The sequence below is a fragment of the Anoxybacillus gonensis genome, from assembly GCF_001187595.1.
Taxonomy (GTDB): Bacteria; Bacillota; Bacilli; order Bacillales; family Anoxybacillaceae; genus Anoxybacillus; species Anoxybacillus gonensis.
Genome location: NZ_CP012152.1, coordinates 2,013,246 through 2,036,582, shown reverse-complemented (window position 1 = coordinate 2,036,582; position 23,337 = coordinate 2,013,246). Strand labels below are relative to the sequence as shown.

Genomic DNA, 23,337 nt, shown 5'->3' with positions numbered 1-23,337 from the left:
TGTAACGTTGCAAATGCATGCAAAGTGTGCTAACATACAAGTAACAACAAGTCCTGATGTGTTTGTCGTATCACCTATTGTTTTGACCGAACAATGTGTGATACGGGAGCCCGGGTTTTCGAGTGGCGTACATGCCTCATTTACATAAAGAGGACGTACATAAGCTTGAAACAGGGCACCCACCTGTGAGAGAGCGGGTTCAAAACAAAGGCCATCAGCGACGGCACGATTGGGACTTAAGAAACAAAAACGAATAAAGCCTTAACGTAAAGAACATGCTTTACGTTGGGGCTTTTTTTGTGCCATAATGCATGTATATCCGATTGAAATACTTACATATGGGAGGAACAATATGTTACATCAATTTTCTCGTAACGAATTAGCGATCGGGAAAGAAGGGTTAAAACGATTAAGTGAAAGTACAGTGGCTGTTCTTGGCATTGGCGGTGTCGGATCGTTTGCGGTAGAAGCGCTCGCTCGCTCAGGCGTTGGACGCCTCATTTTAATCGATAAAGACGATATTGATATTACAAATGTCAATCGCCAAATTCACGCGTTGCTATCAACTGTCGGACGTCCGAAAGTGGAAGTGATGAAAGAGCGGATCGCTGACATTAACCCAGCGTGCGAAGTCATTGCATTAAAAATGTTTTATACGGAAGAGACGTATGAACAAATTTTTTCGTACGATATTGACTATGTCATTGATGCATCAGATACGATTTCATATAAAATTCATTTAATGAAACAATGTTTAGAACGCAATATTCCAATTATTTCGAGCATGGGTGCTGCAAATAAAATGGATCCGACTCGTTTCCGCATTGCGGATATTTCAAAAACACATACAGATCCGATTGCGAAAGTGATTCGTACAAAATTACGAAAAGAAGGAATTAAAAAAGGCATCACGGTTGTTTTTTCAGATGAAAGTCCAATCGTCATTCGCGAAGATGTGCGAAAAGAAGTAGGAAACGATGAGGCGACGATTCGGAAGGCGAAAATGCCGCCGTCGTCGAATGCGTTCGTTCCATCTGTCGCTGGCCTCATCATGGCAGCATATGTCGTGCAACAATTATTAAAAGACATCCCGATCCAACGTGTTGATCAACAGTAAGCGCAAGGGGAAATCCTTTGCGCTTTTCTTGTCGCACATTATTAGTTGCAAATGAAAAAGAATTGAATTATAGTGAAAGTGTGACTGTTCGGTCGTAATAAAACGACCAACTGGTCATATTTCAAGAAAGAAAGGAAGAGCGGGATGAATTTTTTGACGAGGTTTAGTTTAAAAAACGCAGTCGCCGTATTTATCATTTCATTTTTACTTATATTAGGCGGATTATATTCATTTTCTTCTTTAAAAGTAGATTTACTTCCAAACATTGAGTTTCCACAATTGTCTGTGGAAGTCATTTATCCGGGTGCTTCACCAGAAGATATGAATGAACAAGTGACAGCGAAGCTAGAAGAAAAGTTTAAAGCAATTGAAGGAGTAAAGAAGCTTCAAAGTTCGTCATTTGAAAGCATCGCCATTGTCAATTTAGAATTTCCGTTTAACACCGATATGGAAAAAGTTGAGCAACAAGTTGAATCGCTGATGAAAGAAGCAAATTTGCCAGAAAACGTGCAAACGAAAGTGAATCGCTTCTCATTCGGTACGTTCCCAATTTATAATATTTCTCTATTTGCTAAAGGAGATACGAACGTACAGCAACTATTAGATGAAACAATTATTCCAGAGTTAAAAAAGATTAATGGAATTAACTCGATTTCCGTCGGCGGAATGGAAGAAAAATTCATTCAAATTACAGTAGACAAACAAAAAGCATTGCAATACGGGCTTAGCTTAACGCAAATTAAAGAACAAATTAACGAAAAGTTTTTAGCATTTCCAGCTGGAAACGTTCAAACGGAAACGGTGCAAATTCCGATTCGCGTTCAACAAAAAATTGAAACGATCGAACAGCTTGAAAATTTACCATTATCTTCTCCGATCATGAACGCATCACCAGGTGCGCCAGCAAGCGGACAAGAAGCGCCGACAACGATTACTTTAAAAGATGTCGCGAAAATTGAACCGGTTACCGAACAAGGCGAAATCACGCGCTACAATTTAAATGCAGCGCTGTCGATGGCCATTACAAAAAAGCAAGATGCGAATACGGTTGAAGTGGCAGAAAAAGTGTTAAACGTGCTTGATAAATATAAAGACAAAATCGACTATGCGATCGGATTTGATTCAGCAGAGGGAATTAAAAAGTCAGTTGAAACGCTTGTGCGTGAAGGATTGCTTGGAGCATTGTTTGCATCTATCGCGGTGCTCGTCTTTTTACGTAACGTGCGCGCAACAATTATTGCCATTGTCTCTATTCCGCTTTCGCTCTTAGTGGCATCGATTTTCTTACAACGAATGGATATTTCTTTAAACATTATGACGCTTGGGGGAATGGCGGTTGCTGTCGGACGTGTCGTAGATGATAGCATCGTCGTTATTGAAAACATTTTCCGTCGCGTTCGCAAGTCAAAGACGGGAATGACAGATGAACTCGTCGAAGATTCAACAAAAGAAATTTTAAAGGCGATTACATCATCGACTATTACGACCGTTGTTGTCTTTTTACCGCTCGGTCTTGTTGGCGGTGTGACAGGTGAGTTTTTCTTACCATTTGCGTTAACGATCGTATTTTCGCTTTTAATGTCGCTTATTGTTGCCATTACGATCGTTCCGATTTTAGCAAAATTCTCATTTAAAAAAGTGCCGCCAGAAGAAAAAGAAGGAGCGTTGCAACGAGCTTACGGCAAAGCGATTGAATGGGCGCTCGATCATAAAAAAACGGTGTTGTTCGTGTCTGTTGTATTGCTCGGTAGTTCATTTGCCATCGTACCGAAGTTAGGCTTTACATTTATTCCAAACGAAGAACAAAAAACGCTCATCGCCGCCGTCGAACTTCCTTCTTCGACGCCGTTAGAAAAAACGAATGAAGTATCGCTCCAAGTCGAGAAAATGTTTGATGAGAAGAAAGAAATTAAAGAAGTGACTGCTGGAATTGGCACGCGCGACTTCCGAAGCGGTTTAAAACGAAAAAATCAAGCGAACTATTTCATTACGTTAGAAGAGAACGTAAACGTTTCTCAATTTATTAAAGAGCTTGAAAAAGAAATGGAAGACATTGCCCAAGCGGAAGTGAAAGCGGCGAAAGTTGGCGTTCAAGAATTGCAATCTGGTGGACCGCCATCCAACAATAACGTGAACATTGACTTATACTCGACAAACTTAACGGCATTACAACAAGCAGCAAAAGATGTAGAGTCTTATTTGAAAAAACGTGACGATTTAAAATATGTGACAAACAACTTTGCAGACAAACAGAAGCAAGTCATTGTAAACATTGATCCGCAAAAAGCAGCACAATACGGAGTTTCTGGCTTCCAAATTCTTGGTACGATCGCTGATCAAACTCGTCCGGTGCAAGTGGGAACGTTAAAACTTAACGATGAAGAGCGGACGGTGCAATTGTCATATAACGAACAAATGACGTCGATGGAACAGCTAGAAAACACGCTTATTTTCACAAAGTTTGGCCCTGTTCCAGTCAAACAGTTAGCAGACGTAAAAGAAGTAGATACGTTTACATCGATTCAAAAACTAGACGGAAAAGTATTTGCGCGCGTCTCTGCTCAAATCGTAGGCGATAACATTCAAAAAGTCACACAAGACGTCATTAATGGCGTCAAACAAGACGTACAGTTACCAAAAGACGTCTCACTTGAAGGGGGCGGCGGAAGCGATGAAACGGTTGAAACGTTCCAACAGCTCGGCTTAGCGATGGCTGTTGCCATTGGGCTCGTATATATTACAATGCTCATTACGTTTGGAAAAGCGCGTATTCCGTTTATCATTTTATCGTCGCTCATATTCGTCCCAATTGGTTCATTGCTCGGTTTATTTATTGCGAATGAGCCGATGTCTGTGAGCGTCATGATCGGTTTGCTCATGCTCATCGGAATTGTCACGACGAATGCGATCGTTCTCGTTGACCGCATCGGGCAAAATCGCGAACAAAAAGGAATGGTGATTCGCGAAGCGTTAATTGAAGCAGGAAAAACGCGGCTACGCCCAATTTTAATGACAGCATTTGCGACAGTTGCCGCACTCATTCCGCTTGCGCTCACGAAATCATCAGGAACGCTCATTTCGAAAGGATTAGCGATTACAGTCATCGGTGGATTGACATCATCCACATTGTTGACGCTAATTCTCGTTCCTGTTGTGTATGAACTGTTTTTCTTCCGTCAAGCGAAAAAAGAACGTCGAGTATAATCGGTGACAGGCTGGCTGAAATTCGGTCAGCCTGTTGTGTTATAATAAAACGAGAAAACAATAAGGATGAGGGCGAATGAGCAGAAAAGAGCAAATTATTGAAGTCGCCATGAAATTGTTTGCGGAAAAAGGGTATCATGCGACATCGATGCAAGAAATTGCTGAACATAGCCATTTAGCGAAAGGGTCGCTATACAACTACTTTAAGTCAAAAGAAGAGATTGTTTTATCTATTTTTCAATATCATTACGATCAGTTGTTTCAACAATTTGCGCGCATTGCTTCAGACCGTTCGTTGACGGCGCGTGAAAAATTTTTAAAGCAACTTTCTTTACAAATTGAAGCGTTTGAACAACATAAAGAAATTGTGCAAATGCATATGGGAGATCATGCGCAAAAAGTAAGTGAAGACGTTCATGCGCTCGTTTTACGCATCCGTTCTCATTTATTTGATTGGTACATTCAGTCATTCATCGATATGTACGGAGAACGTATTCGTCCGTTTGTCCTTGATTGTGCCATTATGTTAAATGGCATGTTAAAAGAATATTTATTTTTTGCTTTGTTCGAAAAACAACCGTTTTCTTTTCAACGTTTAGCCCCTTTTTTAATGGAGCGATTGGACGCTCTTGTCGATAGTTTACAGCACGATATACCGCTCATTCGGCACGATGCACAAGCAGAAAAAGCGCGCGCGCTTCTGCTTATTGATGAGATGGTTGAGGAAGCACGTGATCATCATACGATGGAATTGTTGAAACAATTGAAAGAAGAAATGGAACGAGAGGAACCGCGGAAAGCGATTGTTGAAGCGTTTCTTTTATATTTACAACAAAGCGACATGCGTCAGTTCGTTCCTGCCTTACGTGCGGCGCTTGTGTTGTGAGGTGAAAAACGATGTTTACTCAAGAACCGCTTGCCTATCGGATGCGTCCACGCACGATCGAAGAAGTGATCGGACAAGACGATGTGATCGGTCCACATACAGCATTATATCGAATGATTAAAAATGGATATGTTCCATCCCTTTTACTTTACGGACAACCCGGCGTTGGCAAAACGTCGCTCGCTTATGCGATTGCGGGAACGATGCAACGTCCATTTTATGCGTTAAATGCAACGACGGCAGGGAAAAAAGAAATCGAAGAAATAGTGGCAGATGCCCGCTTTGAAGGGAACGTCATTTTATTTATTGATGAAATTCATCGGTTTACAAAAGCGCAACAAGATTATTTATTGCCGCATGTCGAAAACGGACTCATTACGCTCATAGGGGCGACGACAGAAAACCCGTTTCATTCGATTAACCCTGCTGTGCGGAGCCGCTTAGGACAAATGAAACAATTACAACCATTAACAAAAGAGAAGACGATCGAGTTATTGCATCGCGCTTTAACGGATCGTGAACGCGGATTAGGAAAGTGGCATATTGACATTAGCGATGAGGCGCTTGCCCTCATTGCCGAAGGAGCAAACGGGGATGCGCGCGTCGCATTAACGATTTTAGAAGAAGCGGTATATGCAACAAAACAGGGCGAGCATCGTGCGGTTGTTGATGCACATACCGTTTCGTTTTGCGTAGAAAAAAGGGCGTTGACGTATGATAAGCAAGGAGATACGTACTATTCTTTACTTTCAGCTTTGCAAAAAAGTGTTCGCGGCAGCGACGTAGATGCTGCGCTTCATTATTTAGCGCGGCTTCTTGAGGGAGGAGACATGACCGCAGTGTGCCGTCGCCTTGCGGTCATTGCTTATGAAGATATTGGATTGGCGAATCCGCTCATCGGTGTGAAGGTCATGAGCGCAATAGAGGCAGCGGAGCGTCTCGGGATGCCAGAAGCACGCATTCCGCTTTCGGTTGTGACGATTGAAATGTGCTTATCACCGAAATCCAATAGCGCATATGAAGCGTTAGATCAAGCGCTTGCGGATGTGCGAAGCGGAAAAGGACAGTCGATTCCGCTTCATTTACAAGACGCTCACTATGCGGGCGCGAAACATCTTGGACGCGGAATAGGGTATAAATATCCACACGATTATCCGTACGGTTGGGTGGCACAACAATACTTGCCTGATGATTTAATCGGTGTGCGATATTATGAACCGAAACGAAACGGAGAAGAAAAGCAGCTTGCTTCCGTCTATGAGCGGCTCAATGAACGAAAAAAGCAGTAACGTTCCTTTGTTCTGCACTTTTATGTTATAATGGCTTGTGTTTCTTTTGATAGTAAATAAGGGGATGATTCGTTTGAAAATATCTACGAAAGGTCGATACGGCTTAACGATTATGATTGAGTTGGCTAAGCGATATGGAGAGGGGCCAATTTCATTAAAGTCGATTGCTCAAATGAACAATTTATCGGAACATTATTTAGAACAACTCATTTCCCCATTGCGAAACGCTGGTTTAGTGAAAAGCATTCGCGGAGCGTATGGCGGCTATATTTTAGCAAATGAACCGTCGAAAATTACGGCAGGCGATGTCATTCGTGTGTTAGAAGGTCCGTTGCAAGTCGTCGAAGAGCTAGAAGACGAAGAGCCAGCGAAGCGTGAATTATGGATGCGCATTCGCGATGCGGTAAAAGAAGTATTAGATAGCACGACGCTTGAAGATTTAGCAAGCCATACTGACGATCACGGTGACGCATATATGTTTTACATTTAAGAAAGGAGAATATATTTGGAGCGCATTTATTTCGATCATGCAGCGACGTCTCCTGTTCATCCACAAGTCGTTGAGGCAATGATTCCGTATATGACGACATATTTTGGGAACCCATCAAGCATTCATTCGTTCGGCCGTGAAAGTCGACGTGCGCTTGATGAGGCGAGGGAGACAATCGCGAAAACAATTGGAGCAAAAGGAAACGAAATCATTTTTACAAGTGGCGGAACAGAAGCGGATAATTTAGCGTTGGTGGGCGTAGCGATGGCGAATCGCGATAAAGGTCGCCACATTATTACAACGTCTGTCGAGCATCATGCCGTATTAAATACGTGCAAATATTTACAAAAACAAGGGTTTGATGTGACGTATTTACCTGTTGATGAGCATGGCATCATTTCGGTTGAACAGCTAAAAAGCGCGTTGCGCGATGATACGATTATCGTATCTGTGATGTTTGGCAACAATGAAACGGGCGTTTTGCAACCGATTTATGACATCGGGCAATTGCTTCGTGACCATGGGGCTTATTTTCATACGGATGCCGTTCAAGCGTACGGTTTAGTTCCGATGGACGTTCGTGAGCTTGGCGTTCATTTACTTTCCGTATCTAGCCATAAAATTAACGGGCCAAAAGGAGTCGGCTTTTTATATGTACGCGAAGGCGTTCGTCTTACCCCGCACATATACGGAGGAGAACAAGAACGAAAACGACGTGCAGGAACAGAAAACGTACCCGGTATTGTCGGATTGCAAAAAGCGGCAGAGATCGCTCAGCAAACGATGGCTGAAAAACGAGCGTTATATGAACAGTTTCAAAAAGTGATGTTAAAGACGTTTGCACAAGAAGGGATTCATTACGCAATCAATGGTCATGAAACATATCGTTTACCACACGTATTAAATGTGTCGTTTTTCGGAACAAATGTGGAAGCATTGCTTGTCAATTTAGATTTAGCAGGCATTGCCGCGTCAAGCGGCTCGGCGTGCACAGCGGGTTCGATTGATCCGTCACATGTGTTAGTAGCGATGTACGGAAATGAATCGGAGCGCATTCGCTCATCTGTTCGTTTTAGTTTTGGGTATGGAAATACGTTGGAACAAGTAGAACGAGCATCCTATGACATTGTAAAAATTGTGAAGCGACTAACGAAAGCATGAAAGGAGGGAGACGAATGGCAAGAGTTGTTGTCGGAATGTCTGGCGGTGTCGACTCATCTGTCGCAGCGCTATTGTTAAAACAACAAGGATACGATGTGATTGGCATTTTTATGAAAAACTGGGATGATACAGATGAAAACGGGGTGTGTACAGCGACGGAAGATTACGAAGATGTCGTGCGTGTATGTAACCAAATTGGTATTCCATATTATGCCGTCAACTTCGAAAAGCAATATTGGGAGAAAGTATTTACGTATTTTTTAGAAGAATATAAAGCAGGACGTACGCCAAATCCAGATGTCATGTGCAATAAAGAAATTAAATTTAAAGCATTTTTAGAACATGCGATGGCGCTTGGAGCCGACTATTTAGCGACAGGGCATTATGCGCGCGTCGCTTATCGCGATGGTGAATATCAATTGTTGCGCGGATTAGATGCGAATAAAGATCAAACGTACTTTTTAAATCAGCTCGGACAAGCGCAATTATCGAAAGTGCTGTTTCCGATTGGAGAATTGCAAAAATCGCAAGTGCGTGAAATAGCAAAAGAGGCGGGGCTTGCAACAGCAGGAAAAAAAGATAGCACGGGCATTTGTTTTATCGGTGAACGCAATTTTAAACAGTTTTTAAGCAATTATTTACCTGCACAACCGGGCAAGATGCAAACGCTCGATGGAGAAGTAAAAGGTACGCATGACGGGCTCATGTATTATACGATCGGACAGCGTCACGGACTTGGCATCGGCGGGAGCGGAGAGCCATGGTTTGTTGTCGGAAAAAATTTAAAGGAAAATGTTTTATACGTCGCACAAGGATTTGATAACGAATTGCTTTATTCGGATGCCATTATTGCGACGAATGTCAATTGGGTAAGTGATCGAAAGCCGCACGAACCGATTTCATGTACGGCGAAATTCCGTTATCGTCAACCAGATGTGCCAGTTACTGTAGAAATGATTGACGAGACGACAGCGCGTGTATCATTTAGCCAACGCGTGCGCGCAGTGACGCCGGGACAAGCGGTTGTGTTTTATCATGGTGAACAATGTCTCGGTGGCGGTACGATCGATCAAGTATTTCGCGATGGCAATCGACTCACATACGTTGGCTAACCTTCAACTCGACAGACGAGTTGAAGGCTTTTTTGTTATAATATGCATATGAGGTGAGATCAATGGATTACAATGCACAAGGCATTCAATATATGCAGCAACGTAAATATGAAGAAGCGGTCAAATGTTTTCATGAAGCAATTGAACAAAACCCGAACGATCCTGTTGGCTACATTAATTTTGGGAACGTGTTGGCAGCGGTTGGAGAAGAAGAAAAAGCGATTCGTTTTTTTAAAAAAGCGCTTGAACTTGATGAAAAAGCAGCGACAGCATATTACGGTCTCGGATCCATTTATTATAACCAGCAACAGTTCGAACGAGCGAAAGAACAATTTGAACGAGCTATTCAGGCTGGATTAACAGACGGCGATGTCTTTTTTATGCTCGGTATGTCGCTTATGTACTTAGAGCAGCCGCGTTTAGCGATGCCGTATTTACAACGGGCCGTAGAACTAAACGAGCGCGATGTGGAAGCAACGTTTCAACTTGGGCTTTGTTTAGCACAATTGCAGTTTGTGGATGAGGCGATGACCTATTTTGAACGCACCGTGCAATTAAACAATCGACATGCAGATGCTTACTACAATTTAGGTGTCGCATACGCATATAAGGACGATCCACAAACAGCCCATGCGATGTTCGAACAGGCGCTTGCTATTCAGCCGGATCATTTACTTGCAGGACACGGGAAAAAGCTAATGGAACGAGCGTTACAATAAAAAAGGGGGAGATGGCGTTGCAACAACAGCTAGATTTAGACGAGCGATCGTTTATTAAAGGCGTCCATATTGGCACGATTTTTCATAACGAAGACAATTTATATTCTGTCATTCGTGTACGCGTGGAAGAGACAAATGAAGCGCATATAGAAAAAGACGTTGTTGTAACAGGCTATTTCCCTTTGCTCGGAGAGTATGACACATATACGTTTTTCGGTTCGTTTAAAGAACATCCACGATTCGGGAAACAATATGTTGTCGAGCATTTTCGGAAAGAGTTTCCTGAAACAAAAGAAGGAGTTATTCAATATTTATCAGGTGGCATGTTTAAAGGAATCGGAAAAAAAACAGCCGCCGCCATCGTAGAAACGTTAGGCGAGAGGGCCATTTCTAAAATATTAGAAGACCCCGATGTGCTTGCAAACGTACCAAAATTGACAAAAGCAAAAGCGAAGCAGTTGTATGAAACGTTGCGCGAACATGAAGGGCTAGAACAAATTATGATCGCCTTGTCACAATTCGGATTCGGTCCGCAGTTGTCGATGAAAATTTATCAAGTGTACAAAGATGAAACGTTACAAATCATTCGCACAAATCCGTATCAGCTTGTAGAAGACGTTGAAGGGATCGGATTTGGCCGAGCAGATGATCTCGGTTTGCAGCTTGGCATTTCGGGCAATCACCCTGATCGTATTCGCGCAGGTTGCTTATATGTTATTGAACAACATTGTATGCAAGAAGGGCACGTCTACATGACGTATGAACAACTGCTTACGGAAGTGAAACAACTACTAGAAGCGAAACGTCAAGAACTCGTCGACATCGCTTGTATTTCCCGCGAAATCGTTCATTTATCTGAGGAAGGAAAGTTAATCGCTGAAGAAGATCGTTTTTACATTCCTTCGCTATATTTTGCCGAAAAAGGCATTGTGTCAAACGTAAAGCGACTGCTTGAGCAAACGGGCACGGCTACGTTTTCTGAAGCTGAATTTTTACTTGCGCTTGGAGAATGGGAAGAAGAGGCAAACATTCAATACTCGCAAAAGCAAAAAGAAGCGATTCAACAAGCACTTTGTTCCCCTTTATTTATTTTAACGGGCGGACCGGGCACAGGAAAAACGACGGTCATTAACGGCATTGTTCATTTGTTTGCGAAATTGCATGGGCTATCGCTTGATCCGGCGAGCTATGATGCGGAAGAGCCATTCCCTATTTTGCTTGCTGCTCCAACTGGACGTGCAGCGAAGCGCATGACGGAATCGACAGGATTGCCTGCGATGACGATTCATCGTTTGCTCGGTTGGAGCGGTGACGGATTTCAGCGTGGAGAAGATGAACCGATTTGCGGAAAACTATTAATCGTTGATGAAATGTCGATGGTTGATACATGGTTAGCTAATCAGTTATTAAAATCTGTCCCAACAACGATGCAAGTCATTTTCGTTGGCGACGAAGACCAATTACCTTCTGTCGGTCCGGGACAAGTGTTAAAAGATTTGCTTCGCGCAAACGTCATTCCGACCGTTCGGCTAACAGACATTTATCGTCAAGCAGAAGGTTCATCCATTATTTCGCTTGCTCATGCAATTAAAGATGGAAACATTCCTCACGATTTGACGTCTCCACAAAAAGATCGCTCATTTATTCGTTGTACGAGTGGACAAGTCGTTGACGTCGTAAAAAAAGTTGCTGAAAATGCAAAACAAAAAGGATATCGCGCAAAAGATGTGCAAGTGCTTGCGCCGATGTATCGAGGCCACGCAGGAATTGATCGGCTTAACGAGACGCTTCAACAACTATTTAATCCGAAATGTGACAATAAACGTGAACTTGTTTTTGGTGATGTTGTTTATCGCGTGGGTGACAAAGTGTTGCAACTCGTCAATCAGCCAGACGAAAACGTATTTAACGGTGACATTGGTGAAATTGTTGCTATTTTTTACGCTAACGAAAATGTTGAAAAACAAGACCTTGTCGTCGTTTCGTTTGATGGGAATGAAGTGACGTACCCAAAACAAGAGTTGCATCAAGTGACGCATGCATATTGTTGTTCGATTCATAAATCCCAAGGAAGTGAATTTCCGATCGTCATTTTGCCTGTTGTAAAAAGCTATTATCGTATGCTTCGGCGCAATTTATTATACACAGCGATTACGCGCAGTAAGCAATATTTAATTTTATGCGGTGAAGAAGAAGCATTCCAACTCGGAGTGATGCGAACAGAAGATGGAACGAGACAGACGACATTATACGAAAAATTAATCGCTGCTCTTTCACCTGAACAACAACTGCTTCCGATGGAAGATGCGAACATCGGAATGGAAGGTGTTACCCCGTATGACTTTATGGAAAATGACGTAACATAATGACGGACACACATATTCGCACGCTCCTTCTTTCCGTGACGTATGTTTGCGTAAAAAAATGACAAAGATAGAAGAAAAAATAAAAAGGAGCGTGTCCTTTTATGTTAAAGTGTCCGAATTGTCAAAGTAAAGATTTAGGGAAAATCGGTGTGAATCAGTATTATTGTTGGAACTGTTTTATTGAGCTAACCGTTCAAAAAGGTATGATCCATACGCACCAAGTTGAAGAAGACGGGACGCTTAGCTCGCTCGACGATTTGTTTAGTGAACAAGAACGAACATTGTTTTCGTAATGAAAGGAGAATGACGATGAATCGAACAATCGCTTCTTTAATTGCGATCGGTGCAGGAGTAGCCGCATATCAATTAGCGCAACGAAACGGTGGCATGAATATGCGCAACGTGCGAAAAGTCGGCAAACAAATGTTGCGTCCATTTATTTGACGAAAAACGGCAATCTCATTTGAGGTTGCCGTTTTTTGTATAACATCTTTCTTTTCACCCTACACTATAAACAAAGGGAGGGATCATCTTGGAACATTCACATCTTCATTTTTTCGTTCGTTTCACGAAATTGTTATTCGTTTTAGTTTGCCTATATTTTATTGTAAAGCTCAAGTCCGTATGGCTACCGTTTTTACACTTATTTATAAAAATTGTGACCCCTTTTTTCATCGCTGCGTTTATTACATACTTATTGCATCCGGTCGTTGAATACGTTCACCAACGCGGCATGCCGAGGGCGCTTGCTATTCTTTCGATTTACGCCTTATTTTTTGGAGGAATCGGTTTTGCCGTCTATAAAGGGACACCGTTATTTATCGCTCAGTTGGAAGACTTAAATAAAAGTTTGCCGATGTTTGTTCGCACATACGAACAATGGACGAATGCCATTCATGAACAAACGGCAACGTGGCCTTATGATGTTCATCAACGCATCGAGGCGATGATAGCGGAAGCGGAATCATTTATTAGCGAGGCGGTCACAGGTGCGATTATCGGGCTGAAACAGATTATTAATCGAGTGATCATTTTTTTTATTATCCCGTTTATCGCTTTTTACATGTTAAAAGATGTGGAACTGATTAAAAAAGCCGCGTGGGATTTAACACCAAAAAGATGGCGAAAGCAAGGTGTTCAATTTTTGCGCGACGTCGATCGAACGCTCGGTGGCTATATTCGTGGCCAATTGTTTGTTTGCTTATTGATCGGGACGGCTGCCACACTTGCGTTTTGGCTCATCGGCATGAAATATCCGCTTTTGCTTGGCATCATCGTCGGTGCGACAAATGTCATTCCTTATTTCGGCCCCATTATTGGTGCGATTCCAGCCGCCATTATCGCCGCGACGATGTCAGTAAACATGTTGTTTCTTACTGTCGGCATCGTTTTTTTATTACAGTTTATTGAGGGAAACATTTTATCACCTTTGATCGTAGGGAAAAGTTTACATTTACATCCGCTCATCATTATGTTTTCGCTATTTGTCGGTGGAGAAATAGGTGGAGTGCTCGGTTTAATTGTCGCTGTTCCAATTGTTGCGATCGCAAAGGAGACATTTACGCACATTCGTACGTTGAAAACAATGGTGCATTGACAAAAAAAAGGGGCTTGTCTATAATTTTCACAAGAGTAATACATACAAAAACGATGAAGGATCGAGTATGTTACAGTCCATCTTAAAGCGCTTTCGGCGCACAGAGAGGAATTTCCGCGGCTGAAAGAAATTCCAGATGAAGGGTAACAGAACGCTAATCCGGAGTGCAGGCAAACCCTGCCGACGAAGCCACGTTACGGCGGTTGAGGTGATGGACGTTTTGTCCATAAACAGGGTGGTACCGCGAGCAAGCTCTCGTCCCTGAGCAGGGATGGGAGTTTTTTATATTTTTAAGGGAGGAAGGAAACGTGAAAAAGCTAACATCTGCTCAAGTACGTCAAATGTTTTTAGACTTTTTTAAAGAAAAAGGTCACGCAGTTGAGCCGAGCGCATCGCTTATTCCAATTGACGACCCATCTTTGTTATGGATTAACAGCGGTGTCGCAACGTTAAAAAAATATTTTGATGGCCGTGTCATTCCGGACAACCCGCGCATTTGTAATGCGCAAAAATCGATTCGCACAAACGATATTGAAAACGTTGGAAAAACAGCGCGCCATCATACGTTTTTTGAAATGCTCGGAAACTTTTCAATCGGTGACTATTTTAAGCGCGAAGCCATTCATTGGGCATGGGAGTTTTTAACGAGCGAAAAATGGATCGGCTTTGATCCAAACCGTCTTTCTGTTACGATTCATCCAGAAGATGAAGAAGCGTTTGACATTTGGCATAACGAAATTGGTTTGCCAGAAGAACGAATTATTCGGTTGGAAGGAAACTTCTGGGATATCGGGGAAGGCCCAAGCGGTCCAAATACAGAAATTTTCTACGATCGCGGGGAACAATTTGGTAACGATCCGAACGATCCTGAATTATATCCTGGTGGAGAAAACGAACGTTATTTAGAAGTATGGAACCTCGTCTTTTCTCAATTTAACCATAACCCTGACGGCACGTATACGCCGCTTCCGAAGAAAAACATTGATACAGGCATGGGGCTAGAGCGGATGTGCTCGATTTTACAAGACGTGCCGACAAACTTCGATACGGATTTATTTATGCCAATTATTCGGGCGACGGAACAAATTTCAGGTGAAACATATCGCACCGATGCAGAAAAAGATGTCGCATTTAAAGTCATTGCCGACCATATTCGTACAGTCACGTTTGCCATTGGCGACGGAGCGCTGCCATCAAACGAAGGACGCGGTTACGTCTTGCGTCGCTTATTGCGCCGTGCGGTTCGCTATGCAAAACAATTAAACATTCAACGTCCATTTATGTATGAGCTCGTTCCTGTTGTCGGCGAAATTATGGTCGACTATTATCCGGAAGTGAAAGAAAAAGCACAATTTATTCAAAAAGTAATTAAAAACGAAGAAGAGCGCTTCCATGAAACGTTAAACGAAGGCCTTGCGATTTTAGCGAGCGTCATCGAAAAAGAAAAACAACGTGGTAGCGACACGATTAGCGGCGAAGATGTATTCCGTTTGTACGATACGTACGGATTCCCGGTTGAATTAACGGAAGAGTATGCAGCCGAAGAAGGAATGAAAGTCGACCACGACGGTTTTGAACGTGAAATGGATCGTCAACGTGAGCGAGCACGTGCTGCGCGTCAAGATGTTGATTCGATGCAAGTTCAAGGCGGCGTATTAGGCGACATTAAAGTGGAAAGTACGTTTGTCGGCTACGAACAACTTTCTGTTTCTTCTGTCGTAGAAGTCATCGTAAAAGACGGTCAACTTGTTAATGAAGTACGTGCAGGGGAAGAAGCACAAGTTATTTTACGTGAAACGCCGTTTTATGCAGAAAGCGGTGGACAAATTGCTGACCGCGGTTGGATCGAAGGAGAAACAGGAAAAGCGTATGTCAAAGACGTACAAAAAGCGCCAAACGGTCAACATTTACATCATATCGTTGTCGAACAAGGTGTCATTCAAACGAACGGCACATATACAGCGCATGTCGATGAAGCGGCGCGCGTCGATATCGTGAAAAACCATACAGCGACACACTTATTACATCAAGCGCTAAAAGATGTGCTTGGCGTGCATGTGAACCAAGCCGGTTCTCTCGTTGCACCTGATCGTTTACGTTTTGACTTTACTCATTTCGGTCAAGTGAAACAAGAAGAACTTGAACAAATTGAAGCGATTGTCAACGAACAAATTTGGCGCAATCTTCCTGTCAACATTGACTATAAGCCGCTTGATGAAGCGAAAGCGATGGGGGCGATGGCGCTATTTGGCGAAAAATACGGTGACATTGTGCGCGTTGTGCAAGTAGGCGATTATAGCTTAGAACTTTGCGGTGGTTGCCATGTCACAAATACAGCGGAAATCGGCTTGTTTAAAATCGTTTCTGAATCGGGCATTGGCGCAGGTACACGCCGCATTGAAGCGGTCACAGGAAAAGCAGCGTATCGTTTAATGAACGATCAAATTGCTTTGTTAAAAGAAGTAGCGGAAAAATTAAAAACGAACCCGAAAGATGTGCTTATGCGCATTGATACGCTCATGAACGACATGCGCGAATTGCAGCGTGAAAACGAATCGCTTGCTGCTCGTTTAAGCCATATGGAAGCAGAAAACTTAGTTAATCAAGCAAAAGAAATCAATGGCGTTCAACTTGTCGTAAGCAAAGTGAATAACGCCGATATGAACAGCTTACGTGCGATGGTCGATGATTTAAAACAAAAATTAGGATCAGCAATCATTGTGCTTGCTTCTGTACAACAAAATAAAGTAAACTTAATTGCTGGTGTCACAAACGACTTAATCGACCGCGGTTATCACGCTGGAAAACTCATTAAAGAAGTGGCGACGCGTTGCGGCGGCGGCGGCGGTGGCCGAGCAGATATGGCACAAGCAGGCGGAAAAGATGCGAATAAAGTAGACGAAGCATTGAAATTTGTCGAGCAGTGGGTAAAATCTGTTTAATAAACGGTGGAAATCGTGTACAATGGATGTAAGGATGGATATGCCAGATTTCTCGGAACGTGAGAGTGGGGTGCAAAAAACGGTGAGTTCGTTTGATAACACAATGCAATTTAACTTCTCGGAAGAACCGATGAACGTCGATGTTCGAGAAGTATTGCTTACTGTATACGACGCGTTGCAAGAAAAAGGATATAACCCGATTAACCAAATTGTCGGCTACTTATTGTCTGGTGATCCAGCTTACATCCCTCGCCATAAAGATGCCAGAAACTTAATTCGCAAAGTTGATCGTGACGAATTAATTGAAGAATTAGTGAAATTCTATTTACGAACACATCGCGAGGAATAGCCATATGCGTATTTTAGGATTAGACCTTGGAACGAAAACGCTCGGCGTTGCCGTAAGCGACGAATTAGGATGGACGGCTCAAGGCATCGAGACGATTCGCATCGATGAAGAACATGGCGAATATGGTTTTGACCGTTTGCGGCAATTGATCGAGCAATATGCGGTCGAAGAAATCGTTGTCGGGTTTCCGAAAAACATGAACGGCACGATCGGACCGCGCGGTGAGGCGACAAAACGCTTTGCAGAACAAGTGAAACAAACGTTTTCACTTCCTGTCGTCTTGTGGGACGAAAGGCTGTCTACCATGGCGGCAGAGCGGATGTTGATCGCTGCGGACGTCAGTCGAAAAAAACGAAAACAAGTGATCGACAAAATGGCCGCAGTGATGATTTTACAATCGTATTTGGACCATAAACAATTGAGGTGAACATGATGGAACACGGTGAAAAACACATTACAGTCGTTGATGAAAACGGCGACGAGCAACTTTGTGAAGTATTATTTACGTTTGAATCTGAGGAATTTGGAAAATCTTATGTTTTGTACTACCCAATTGGTGCAGAAGAAGATGACAATGAAGAAATCGAAATTCACGCATCTTCCTTTATCCCAGCAGAAGATGGGCAAGCAGGAGAATTGCAGCCGATCGAAACAGAAGAAGAATGGGATATGATCGAAGAAATGTTAAACACATTCCTCGGCGAAGAGGAAGAAGAGGAAGAGTAAGAGGCTGACTGCGCGTCAGCTTCTTTTTTTTATTTATGTCATGTCGTGGTTTGTAGTATAATGTCAAAAGTGAGGGGAGGATAGCGTATGTTACAAGAACATGAAGCGAAAACGGTGCGTAAAATGGTCTTATATATTACTGCACCTTTGTTATTGTTAATGGTTGCCGCGTGCATTGGTATATTTGTATACATTCGTTCAGCGTTGCAGCCTGTTGATCCGAACGATAAAACACCAATTCAAGTTGAAATTCCGATTGGCTCATCTGTATCTACCATTGCGACTATACTAGAAAAACAAGGTGTCGTAAAAGATGCGACGATTTTTCGGTATTACGTAAAATTTAAAAACCATGCCGATTTTCAAGCGGGCAATTATACGTTTACAAAAGCAATGACATTTGAACAAATTGTAAAGCAGCTAAAAACAGGAAAAATCGTGAAAGAAGCGAAATTAAAAATAACGATTCCAGAAGGAAAACAGCTAACGCAAATTGCAACGATTATTTCGCAAAAAACGGGCTACTCTACAGAAGACATTATGGCGAAATTAACAAACCGAACATACATTGAAGAGTTAATGAAAAAATATCCTTCTGTTTTAACAGCAGACATTTTAAATAAAAATATTCGCTATGCGCTTGAAGGATATTTATTCCCAGCAACTTATTCATTTACGGAAGAAAAACCGCCGCTTGAAGAAATGATTGAAACAATGATCGCCAAAACGGAAGAAATATTGGCAAAATATACGGAAGATATGGAAGCGCGCGGGATGACGGTTCATCAATTGTTAACGATGGCATCGCTTATTGAAGAAGAAGCGACAGAAAAAGCAGATCGCGAAAAAATCGCAAGTGTATTTTACAATCGATTGGAAAAAGGTATGCCGCTTCAAACAGACCCAACGGTTTTATATGCGCTCGGAAAGCATAAACAACGTGTATATTACAAAGACTTGGAAGTAAACTCACCGTATAACACATACATGTATAAAGGACTTCCACCGGGCCCAATTGCAAATGCTGGTGAAATGTCGCTTCATGCTGCGCTTCATCCAGCTGAAACAGATTACTTTTACTTTTTAGCGACACCAACGGGTGATGTTATTTTTACAAAAACACTTGACGAACATAATCGCGAAAAAGCAAAATATATCGGAAAGCAATAAAACGTTCGCTTTTTATTTTGATTTATGGTAGTATATATAAAGTTATGGATCGTGATGAAACAAGAGTTCAATTCGTTTGAACTCTTGTTTTTGCGAGGAGGACAGTTCGTTGGTAAATCAGGAAATGATTCAATATCTAGAACGATTACTACCAAAAAAAGAAGAAGCAATCGTAGCGATGGAACGATATGCGCGTGAACATAACGTTCCGATTATGGATGCGCTTAGCATCGAAACGATGTTGCACATGTTAAAACTCGTTCAACCGATGCGCATTTTAGAAATTGGCACGGCGATTGGCTACTCTGCCATTCGAATGGCGAAAGCGTTGCCGCATGTACACATTGTCACGATCGAACGCGATGAAGAGCGCTATAAACAAGCGCTCGTTTATGTAGAACAAACGAATACGAAAGAGCAAGTGACGTTATTGTTTGGCGATGCGCTCGAAATGGGCGACGAAGTGAAAAAGCATGCTCCTTTTGACGTATTATTTATTGACGCGGCAAAAGGACAATATCGCCGCTTTTTTGAATTGTACGAGCCGCTATTAAGCGAGCGGGGGATGATTATAACGGATAACGTACTATTTAAGGGACTTGTCGCTACACATGAACCGATTGAACAAAAACGCATTCGCCAGCTTATTAAAAAAATCCAAGCATATAACGAATGGCTAATGGCGCATCCGCGCTATGAAACGGTCATCATTCCGATCGGTGATGGAATGGCGATATCGAGAAAAAGAGGTGAATGACATGAAAAAACCAGAATTGCTTGTTACACCAACGAGCGTTGCACATATGGAACAACTTGCTCAAGCGGGAGCAAATGCTGTAATGATTGGGGAACAACGGTACGGCTTACGCTTAGCGGGGGAATTTTCAAGACAAGATATTATCGATGCCATGCACGTGGCACGAAAGTACGATGTGCGCGTATATGTTGCGATGAACGCGCTTTTTCATAACGACAAAGTAGATGAACTAAGTGATTACGTTCGCTTTTTATCCGAACAACAAGTGGATGCCATCGTATTTGGCGATCCAGCGGTGTTAATGACCGTGCGAGAAGTCGCACCGCATATGAAACTGCATTGGAACACAGAAACGACAGCAACAAACTGGTATGCGTGCAACTATTGGGGACGAAAGGGAGCGAAACGTGCCGTCTTAGCGCGAGAGTTAAACATGGAAGAAATTATCGATATTAAAAATCATGCAGAAGTGGAAATTGAAGTGCAAGTACACGGCATGACGTGCATGTTTCAGTCGAAGCGTTCCCTCATCGGCAACTATTTTGAATATCAAGGAAAGTTTATGGAAGTACAACAAATGAAATATGCGAAAGGGCTCTTTTTATACGATAAAGAGCGCGACAATAAATATCCGATTTTTGAAGATGAAAACGGTACGCATATTATGAGTCCAAATGACATTTGCATTATTGATGAGCTCGAAGACATGATTGATGCGGGCGTCGATAGCTTTAAAATTGATGGCGTGCTTCATGAGCCAGAGTATATTACCGAAGTGACAAAACTATATCGTCGTGCGATCGATTTGTGCGCAGAAAATCGCGAGCAATACGAAGAAGAAAAAGGCGAGTTGCTTGCGCGCATTGAAGCCATTCAGCCAACACATCGTCCGTTAGATACCGGCTTTTTCTTTAAAGAAACTGTATATTAAACGAAAAGGAGGGAGACGTATGAGCATATCACAAATCATCAACGGCAAGCGTGTCATTGTAAAAAAACCTGAGTTGCTTGCGCCAGCTGGTAACTTAGAAAAGCTAAAAGTAGCTGTCCATTACGGAGCGGATGCCGTTTTTATCGGTGGACAAGAATATGGCCTTCGTTCAAATGCCGACAACTTTACGCTTGAAGAAATGGCAGAAGGTGTACAATTTGCAAAGCAATATGGAGCAAAAATTTACGTCACGACAAACATTTACGCTCATAATGAAAACATTCCAGGGTTAGAAGAGTATTTGCGCGGCTTAGAGAGCGTTGGCGTGCACGGCATTATCGTTGCTGACCCGCTCATTATTGAAACGGCACGTCGCGTCGCACCGAAATTAGAAGTGCACTTAAGCACACAGCAGTCACTCACGAACTGGAAAGCCGTACAATTTTGGAAAGAAGAAGGGCTAGAACGTGTTGTTTTAGCGCGGGAAACAAGTGCGGAAGAAATTCGTGAAATTAAAGAAAAAGTGGATATTGAAATTGAAACGTTTATTCACGGTGCGATGTGTATCGCCTATTCTGGTCGTTGCGTATTAAGCAACCATATGACTGCGCGCGATTCAAATCGCGGCGGTTGCTGTCAATCGTGCCGTTGGGATTACGATTTGTACAAGCTTGAAGGCGATCAAGCGGTGGCGTTGTTTGATGAAAATGACGACCCGTTTGCGATGAGCCCGAAAGATTTAAACTTAATTCAGTCCATTCCAAAAATGATTGAGCTCGGCATTGATAGTTTGAAAATCGAAGGGCGCATGAAGTCGATCCACTACGTCGCTACTGTCGTTAGCGTCTATCGAAAAGTCATCGATGCATACTGTGCTGATCCGGACAACTTTGTCATTCGTAAAGAGTGGCTAGATGAACTCGATAAATGTGCGAACCGTGATACCGCGCCAGCCTTTTTTGAAGGTGTTCCTGGCTATAAAGAGCAAATGTTTGGCGTGCATAGTAAAAAGACGACGTACGATTTCGTCGGTCTCGTGCTAGACTATGATAAAGACACAGGCATCGTGACGTTGCAACAACGCAACTTCTTTAAACCAGGCGATGAAGTAGAATTTTTCGGACCTGAAATTGAAAACTTTACACAAGTCATTGAAAACATTTGGGATGAAGAAGGAAACGAGCTTGACGCTGCTCGCCATCCGCTCCAAATCGTTCGTTTTAAAGTCGATCGAGAAGTTTTCCCATACAACATGATGAGAAAGGGGCACTAACATGAGGAAGAAACCGGTTGTCATCGGAGTCGCAGGCGGCTCTGGTTCGGGGAAAACGACCGTCACAAAAGCGATTTATGAACATTTTCAAGGACATTCGATTTTAATGCTTGAACAAGATTTTTATTATAAAGACCAAAGCCATTTACCGTTTGAAGAACGATTAAAAACAAACTACGATCATCCGCTCGCTTTTGACAATGATTTATTAATCGAGCATCTTCATAAGCTTTTAAATTACGAACCAATTGATAAGCCTGTATACGACTACACGCTTCATACACGTTCAAATGAAGTGATTCGCGTCGAACCGAAAGATGTCATTATTTTAGAAGGCATTCTTGTATTAGAAGACGAACGATTGCGCAACTTAATGGATATTAAAGTGTACGTCGATACAGATGCAGATATTCGGATTATTCGCCGTTTATTGCGCGATATTAGAGAACGCGGTCGCACGCTTGAGTCGGTGATCGAACAATATGTCAACGTCGTGCGTCCGATGCACAATCAATTTATCGAGCCGACGAAACGGTATGCCGATATTATTATTCCAGAAGGTGGCCATAATCACGTAGCGATTGATTTAATGGTTACAAAAATTCAAACGATTCTTGAACAAAAGTCTATTTTGTAATACCATAGCATAGATAATATGTAAACTTTTTGTCTTTTGTACGAACAGCTCGTTCGTACATTTTCCATACATAAATAAAAAGGAGTGAGTCACATGTCAATGGAAAAAGAATACCCAATGACGAAAGCTGGGAAGGAGAAACTCGAGCAAGAACTGGAATATTTAAAAACGGTGAAGCGAAAAGAAGTGGTAGAGCGCATTCAAATCGCGCGCAGCTTCGGGGACTTATCAGAAAACTCGGAGTACGATGCGGCAAAAGATGAGCAAGCGTTCGTCGAATCACGCATTCAAATGCTTGAAAATATGATTCGCAATGCGAAAATTATCGAAGAAGATTTAGAAAGCACAGACGTCGTATCGCTTGGAAGAACGGTAACATTTATCGAGCTTCCAGATGGAGAAGAAGAATCGTATACGATCGTTGGTAGTGCGGAAGCAGATCCGTTTGAAGGAAAAATTTCAAACGACTCTCCAATCGCCAAATCTCTGATCGGTCGCCGCGTTGGTGAAGAAGTGACTGTTCATACGCCTGGTGGCGATATGGTTGTAAAAATCGTTGCAGTAAAATAGGTTTTAAAATGTAACACCTCGTCGACAATGAAGACGAGGTG

General features: G+C 42.5%; 22 protein-coding genes and 1 other RNA gene. All 23 read left to right on the top strand.

What is annotated here, in order from left to right; translation table 11 throughout:
- The first annotated feature begins 47 nt into the window (after positions 1-47).
- The 23 genes from ssrS to greA all read left to right on the top strand — a co-directional run bounded on the left by ssrS (position 48) and on the right by greA (position 23,296).
- Positions 48-240: non-coding RNA, 6S RNA (ssrS, locus tag AFK25_RS14865), on the top strand.
- Between the two features lie 112 nt (positions 241-352).
- Positions 353-1,117 carry a tRNA threonylcarbamoyladenosine dehydratase gene (locus AFK25_RS10720; protein ID WP_009361692.1) on the top strand — a complete coding sequence of 255 codons (765 nt, stop codon included), beginning with the start codon at positions 353-355 and terminating at the stop codon, positions 1,115-1,117.
- Between the two features lie 144 nt (positions 1,118-1,261).
- Entirely contained in the window at positions 1,262-4,321 is a 3,060-nt protein-coding gene (locus tag AFK25_RS10715) for an efflux RND transporter permease subunit (protein ID WP_035067169.1), read from the top strand.
- Positions 4,322-4,397: 76 nt separating this feature from the next.
- Positions 4,398-5,207, top strand: a complete 810-nt coding sequence (locus AFK25_RS10710) for a TetR/AcrR family transcriptional regulator (RefSeq protein ID WP_035067166.1) — start codon at positions 4,398-4,400, stop codon at positions 5,205-5,207.
- 11 nt (positions 5,208-5,218) lie between these two features.
- On the top strand, positions 5,219-6,496 hold the full coding sequence (locus AFK25_RS10705) for a replication-associated recombination protein A (protein WP_009361689.1): 1,278 nt from the start codon (positions 5,219-5,221) through the stop codon (positions 6,494-6,496).
- 73 nt (positions 6,497-6,569) lie between these two features.
- Positions 6,570-6,986: a cysteine metabolism transcriptional regulator CymR gene (gene cymR / locus AFK25_RS10700; protein ID WP_009361688.1), complete on the top strand. Its 417-nt coding sequence runs from the start codon at positions 6,570-6,572 to the stop codon at positions 6,984-6,986.
- Between the two features lie 15 nt (positions 6,987-7,001).
- Positions 7,002-8,147, top strand: coding sequence for a cysteine desulfurase family protein (locus AFK25_RS10695; protein ID WP_035067163.1), 1,146 nt, complete (start codon positions 7,002-7,004; stop codon positions 8,145-8,147).
- Entirely contained in the window at positions 8,144-9,259 is a 1,116-nt protein-coding gene (gene mnmA, locus AFK25_RS10690) for a tRNA 2-thiouridine(34) synthase MnmA (protein ID WP_035067160.1), read from the top strand. The genes AFK25_RS10695 and mnmA overlap by 4 nt, the downstream gene beginning before the upstream one ends.
- A 62-nt stretch (positions 9,260-9,321) precedes the next feature.
- A complete protein-coding gene (locus AFK25_RS10685; protein WP_009361685.1) occupies positions 9,322-9,978 on the top strand; it encodes a tetratricopeptide repeat protein in 657 nt (218 codons plus the stop codon).
- An 11-nt stretch (positions 9,979-9,989) separates the two neighbouring features.
- Positions 9,990-12,344: an SF1B family DNA helicase RecD2 gene (gene recD2, locus AFK25_RS10680; RefSeq protein WP_019416816.1), complete on the top strand. Its 2,355-nt coding sequence runs from the start codon at positions 9,990-9,992 to the stop codon at positions 12,342-12,344.
- A 101-nt stretch (positions 12,345-12,445) separates the two neighbouring features.
- A complete protein-coding gene (locus tag AFK25_RS10675; RefSeq protein ID WP_009361683.1) occupies positions 12,446-12,637 on the top strand; it encodes a hypothetical protein in 192 nt (63 codons plus the stop codon).
- Between the two features lie 10 nt (positions 12,638-12,647).
- Positions 12,648-12,788 carry a YrzQ family protein gene (locus tag AFK25_RS14860; RefSeq protein WP_081957758.1) on the top strand — a complete coding sequence of 47 codons (141 nt, stop codon included), beginning with the start codon at positions 12,648-12,650 and terminating at the stop codon, positions 12,786-12,788.
- An 88-nt stretch (positions 12,789-12,876) separates the two neighbouring features.
- On the top strand, positions 12,877-13,941 hold the full coding sequence (locus AFK25_RS10670; RefSeq protein ID WP_035067156.1) for an AI-2E family transporter: 1,065 nt from the start codon (positions 12,877-12,879) through the stop codon (positions 13,939-13,941).
- 308 nt (positions 13,942-14,249) lie between these two features.
- The gene (gene alaS, locus AFK25_RS10665) at positions 14,250-16,883 is read left to right on the top strand and encodes an alanine--tRNA ligase (RefSeq protein WP_009361680.1); all 2,634 of its coding nucleotides are present in this window, start codon (positions 14,250-14,252) and stop codon (positions 16,881-16,883) included.
- A gap of 82 nt (positions 16,884-16,965) precedes the next feature.
- Entirely contained in the window at positions 16,966-17,232 is a 267-nt protein-coding gene (locus AFK25_RS10660; protein ID WP_026011524.1) for an IreB family regulatory phosphoprotein, read from the top strand.
- A 4-nt stretch (positions 17,233-17,236) separates the two neighbouring features.
- Entirely contained in the window at positions 17,237-17,659 is a 423-nt protein-coding gene (gene ruvX, locus AFK25_RS10655) for a Holliday junction resolvase RuvX (protein ID WP_009361678.1), read from the top strand.
- Positions 17,660-17,664: 5 nt separating this feature from the next.
- Complete coding sequence (locus AFK25_RS10650; protein WP_035067151.1) at positions 17,665-17,958, top strand: DUF1292 domain-containing protein; 294 nt, start codon at positions 17,665-17,667, stop codon at positions 17,956-17,958.
- An 87-nt stretch (positions 17,959-18,045) separates the two neighbouring features.
- Positions 18,046-19,128, top strand: a complete 1,083-nt coding sequence (mltG, locus tag AFK25_RS10645) for an endolytic transglycosylase MltG (RefSeq protein ID WP_035067149.1) — start codon at positions 18,046-18,048, stop codon at positions 19,126-19,128.
- A gap of 109 nt (positions 19,129-19,237) precedes the next feature.
- Complete coding sequence (locus tag AFK25_RS10640) at positions 19,238-19,885, top strand: O-methyltransferase (RefSeq protein ID WP_035067146.1); 648 nt, start codon at positions 19,238-19,240, stop codon at positions 19,883-19,885.
- A 1-nt stretch (position 19,886) separates the two neighbouring features.
- A complete protein-coding gene (locus AFK25_RS10635; protein WP_009361674.1) occupies positions 19,887-20,816 on the top strand; it encodes a peptidase U32 family protein in 930 nt (309 codons plus the stop codon).
- A 19-nt stretch (positions 20,817-20,835) separates the two neighbouring features.
- A complete protein-coding gene (locus tag AFK25_RS10630) occupies positions 20,836-22,089 on the top strand; it encodes a peptidase U32 family protein (RefSeq protein WP_019416824.1) in 1,254 nt (417 codons plus the stop codon).
- Between the two features lies 1 nt (position 22,090).
- Positions 22,091-22,726, top strand: a complete 636-nt coding sequence (udk, locus tag AFK25_RS10625; RefSeq protein ID WP_009361672.1) for a uridine kinase — start codon at positions 22,091-22,093, stop codon at positions 22,724-22,726.
- A 93-nt stretch (positions 22,727-22,819) separates the two neighbouring features.
- Complete coding sequence (gene greA / locus AFK25_RS10620; protein ID WP_009361671.1) at positions 22,820-23,296, top strand: transcription elongation factor GreA; 477 nt, start codon at positions 22,820-22,822, stop codon at positions 23,294-23,296.
- The last annotated feature ends 41 nt before the right edge of the window (positions 23,297-23,337 follow it).

Bases quoted from the DNA above. Each gene is read 5' to 3' on its own strand.
- AFK25_RS14860 (WP_081957758.1), top strand. From the start codon at position 12,648: ATGACGATGAATCGAACAATCGCTTCTTTAATTGCGATCGGTGCAGGA.
- AFK25_RS10710 (WP_035067166.1), top strand. From the start codon at position 4,398: ATGAGCAGAAAAGAGCAAATTATTGAAGTCGCCATGAAATTGTTTGCG.
- AFK25_RS10650 (WP_035067151.1), top strand. From the start codon at position 17,665: ATGGAACACGGTGAAAAACACATTACAGTCGTTGATGAAAACGGCGAC.
- ruvX (WP_009361678.1), top strand. From the start codon at position 17,237: ATGCGTATTTTAGGATTAGACCTTGGAACGAAAACGCTCGGCGTTGCC.
- AFK25_RS10635 (WP_009361674.1), top strand. From the start codon at position 19,887: ATGAAAAAACCAGAATTGCTTGTTACACCAACGAGCGTTGCACATATG.
- AFK25_RS10630 (WP_019416824.1), top strand. From the start codon at position 20,836: ATGAGCATATCACAAATCATCAACGGCAAGCGTGTCATTGTAAAAAAA.
- recD2 (WP_019416816.1), top strand. From the start codon at position 9,990: ATGGCGTTGCAACAACAGCTAGATTTAGACGAGCGATCGTTTATTAAA.
- AFK25_RS10715 (WP_035067169.1), top strand. From the start codon at position 1,262: ATGAATTTTTTGACGAGGTTTAGTTTAAAAAACGCAGTCGCCGTATTT.
- AFK25_RS10705 (WP_009361689.1), top strand. From the start codon at position 5,219: ATGTTTACTCAAGAACCGCTTGCCTATCGGATGCGTCCACGCACGATC.
- greA (WP_009361671.1), top strand. From the start codon at position 22,820: ATGTCAATGGAAAAAGAATACCCAATGACGAAAGCTGGGAAGGAGAAA.
- udk (WP_009361672.1), top strand. From the start codon at position 22,091: ATGAGGAAGAAACCGGTTGTCATCGGAGTCGCAGGCGGCTCTGGTTCG.
- AFK25_RS10720 (WP_009361692.1), top strand. From the start codon at position 353: ATGTTACATCAATTTTCTCGTAACGAATTAGCGATCGGGAAAGAAGGG.
- mnmA (WP_035067160.1), top strand. From the start codon at position 8,144: ATGAAAGGAGGGAGACGAATGGCAAGAGTTGTTGTCGGAATGTCTGGC.
- AFK25_RS10685 (WP_009361685.1), top strand. From the start codon at position 9,322: ATGGATTACAATGCACAAGGCATTCAATATATGCAGCAACGTAAATAT.
- mltG (WP_035067149.1), top strand. From the start codon at position 18,046: ATGTTACAAGAACATGAAGCGAAAACGGTGCGTAAAATGGTCTTATAT.
- AFK25_RS10675 (WP_009361683.1), top strand. From the start codon at position 12,446: ATGTTAAAGTGTCCGAATTGTCAAAGTAAAGATTTAGGGAAAATCGGT.